At 61.3% G+C, this 2811-nt stretch carries 3 protein-coding genes; 1 reads left to right on the top strand and 2 read right to left on the bottom strand.

The genetic code is table 11. The features are described 5' to 3' along the window. Together ABWP09_RS14105 and ABWP09_RS14100 are read right to left on the bottom strand one after the other, a co-directional pair. The coding region (locus ABWP09_RS14105; RefSeq protein WP_353205754.1) for a hypothetical protein at positions 1–203 on the bottom strand (203 nt) is incomplete at its 3' end. Between the two features lie 46 nt (positions 204–249). Next, on the bottom strand, positions 250–702 hold the full coding sequence (locus ABWP09_RS14100; protein WP_353205753.1) for a response regulator transcription factor: 453 nt from the start codon (positions 700–702) through the stop codon (positions 250–252). 342 nt (positions 703–1044) lie between these two features. Here ABWP09_RS14100 and ABWP09_RS14095 point away from each other — a divergent pair. Next, the coding region (locus tag ABWP09_RS14095; protein WP_353205752.1) for a TonB-dependent receptor plug domain-containing protein at positions 1045–2811 on the top strand (1767 nt) is incomplete at its 3' end.

The following is a 2811-nucleotide window of genomic DNA, read 5'->3' as shown; positions in this document are numbered from 1 at the left end:
CCTTCGAAGAGCGCCGCAACCGTCTCGCCCAACGCTGCAAATGCGTCCTGGCCTGTCGCCGCCGCAACCTTGGCGCGCTTTCGTCCTGCTGCCATCGCGATCATGACGTGACCGGCTTGCTCTATTGCGGAGTCGATGGTCGCTTCCAGCTTGCGCAGCGGGAGCGCGATGGTCCGGCCAACTTCGAGGCGTTCGTCGTGCAATTTTGACATTTCAATTCCCCGCCCGACAACGGGCGCTGTCGGGACACTAATGGTTGATGGGCTGCGTAGTTTTGTAAGCGTGTGCAAGCCGCGTGATTGAATCTGCGCCAGCGACCAGCACGAGGACGGAAAGAACCAGGACAAACGACATTCCTGCGATGATCGCTGTCCGCCATTGCCAATCGAGTGTGATCTCCCTTCCCCGGAGAACCGCCGTTTCGACGGATCCGAACTCGGTTGAGTTCGGATTGGCCGCTGGCTCAACACGGGGAATGTCCTCAGGGAGATTCTCCGGTAGCGAACGGCAATACTCATCGTAGAGCCGAGCCGCGTGGAGGGACGAGTTCGCGCCGATTTTCCCTTTGGCGGAAGCTAGATAGGCCTCCACGGTCTTGACCGACAGCGTCAGCTCGGCCGCGATTTCCTTTGGGCGCATTGGAGTCGCGATAAGCGTCAGGCACTGCCGCTCGCGTGGAGAGAGATGATCGAAAGACCCCATTTGGACCAAACTATAATTTTACACCGGAAGTGGAAACCCTGCCGTTGCGCGTTAATTTGCAGCAATCTCCCTTAGGCGGCGACGAATTGCTCGCCGCCCATATTCGCGACGCATTGAGACCGGCCGACGCGTTGGGGCATCATGGCGTCGGCGTTCACCTCGATACCGCGCTCGTGTGTTTGACCGGGGCTGGTTTGCCGCCTCCGGGGTCGCCAGACTCATCCGCGGACGACACCGCACCGCGCGACGCTCTCGATCGTCACAAGAGCGTCATGCAAATGCAGAGTAGCTTACATTTATCGTCCCTAGGGGAACCCGAGCGGGAATCGAATCGGGGGCGTTATGACATCGCAATACAAATTGTTGCTCGCGTGCTGCGCGAGCGCGCTCGCGTGCATTCTGGTGGCACCGGCGGCGGCGCAAACCGCGCCAGCCGCACCAGCGGTGGCAGAGGACGATCAGGAGATCTTGGTCACCGGCAAGCGCCCGATCGCGGAATCGGAAGCGGCGGCGTTGAAGGTGCAGAAGAATTCCGACTCGCTCGTAACGGTCGCCGCGGCCGATGGCGTCGGTCGGCTACCCGACCAGAATATCGCCCAGGCGGTCGGTCGTCTCGCCGGTGCGGCGGTCGAGCGCGACCAGGGTCAGGCGCGCTACATCAGCTTGCGCGGCGCGCCCAATTACTGGACGACGCTGTCGTTCGACGGGATCAACGTCGTCAGCCCCGAAGGGCGCGACGCGCGTTTCGATTCGATCCCGTCGGCGATCGCGTCGCAGATCATCGTGTCGAAGGCGGTCACGCCCGAAATGCCGGGTGAGACGGTAGCGGGCAACGTCAACGTCATCACCCGCTCGGCCTTCGATTACAAAGGCTTGAATGTCTCGGGCAAGGCCGGGTTCGGCGTCGCCGAATATGGCAGCCGCAACCAATATGAGGCATCGCTCGTCGCGTCCGACCGGTTCAACCTCGGCGGCGGCGAAGTCGGCGTGCTCGTCTCGGGCAGCTATTTCGAACGCGGCCAGATCACCGACAATTTCGAAACCGATTATGAGCGTGTCGCGCAGGACCTGCGTCCCGACAACCTGACGCGCTTCTGGGCGCAGGAAGCCGAAAACAAGCTGTACCGCCTGACCCGCCGCAACTGGTCGGTCACGGGCCGGCTCGATTACAAGCCGGATGCGAACAACAGCTTCTCGCTGCGCTCGATCTACACGATCTTCACCGACGATGAGGCGCGTGACAATTACCGCTTCGACCTCGACGATCAGCAGAGCGCGCTGGTTGCCAATAGCGCCGCCTGTACGATCACCCCGAACAGCACCCCGACGACGAGCGGCTATGCCGACATCTGCATCGGCAATACGCCGCAGGTCGGCACGATCTATGGCATCGACATCCGCCAGCGCTCGACGTTGCGGGCCTATAAGCAATCGATCTTCACCAACACGTTTACCGGCGACCACGATTTTGCCGATGGCTGGCATCTGATGTGGCTGGGCAATTACACGCAGTCGAAGGATGATCGCTCGGTCGTCGGCGAAGTGTCGTGGGATAGCCCAAGCACGCGCAACCTGCGCCCGACGGTAGGCTATGATTTCAGCGATCCCAATCGCTCGCGCTTGCAGCTTTTCACCACCAACCAGCTGAGCGGCCCGACCCGCTTCCAAGCGGGGACACGGGTGACGGCGATCGACACTTTCGCTAAAACTCCGTCGTCGCTGACGGTGCTCGATGCGATCGATACGACCGACGCCTATACGGGCAAGATCGTCCTTTCGCGCCAAACCGAGTTCCTCGGTGCCGACGCGACCTTCAAGGCCGGGTTTCAGTTCGACCAGCGCACCAAGATCGCGGACGAGCGGAACATCGTGGTCGGATCCAATTCCTTGACCCGAGCCGCCGACTTCGCGACGATCGGCCTGCCGCAGGATTACAACCTGTTCTCGCTCAACGATGCGTTCCTCGACAAGCTTCCGATGGACTATACGTTCCGCTATTTCGACACCAACCAGATGCGCGCGGTCGCGAAAGCCGCGCGCGCTAACTTCGCCTTGGTGCCGGTCACCGGAAACAATTACAATGTGCGTGAGCAGGTTCTCGCCGGGTAT

The sequence above is a fragment of the Sphingomonas sp. genome (assembly GCF_040398505.1).
GTDB lineage: Bacteria > Pseudomonadota > Alphaproteobacteria > Sphingomonadales > Sphingomonadaceae > Sphingomonas.
This window is presented reverse-complemented; position numbering and strand designations above follow the sequence as displayed.

Excerpts from the sequence above, each read along its gene's own strand:
- ABWP09_RS14100 (WP_353205753.1), bottom strand. The coding sequence starts at position 702 with ATGGGGTCTTTCGATCATCTCTCTCCACGCGAGCGGCAGTGCCTGACG.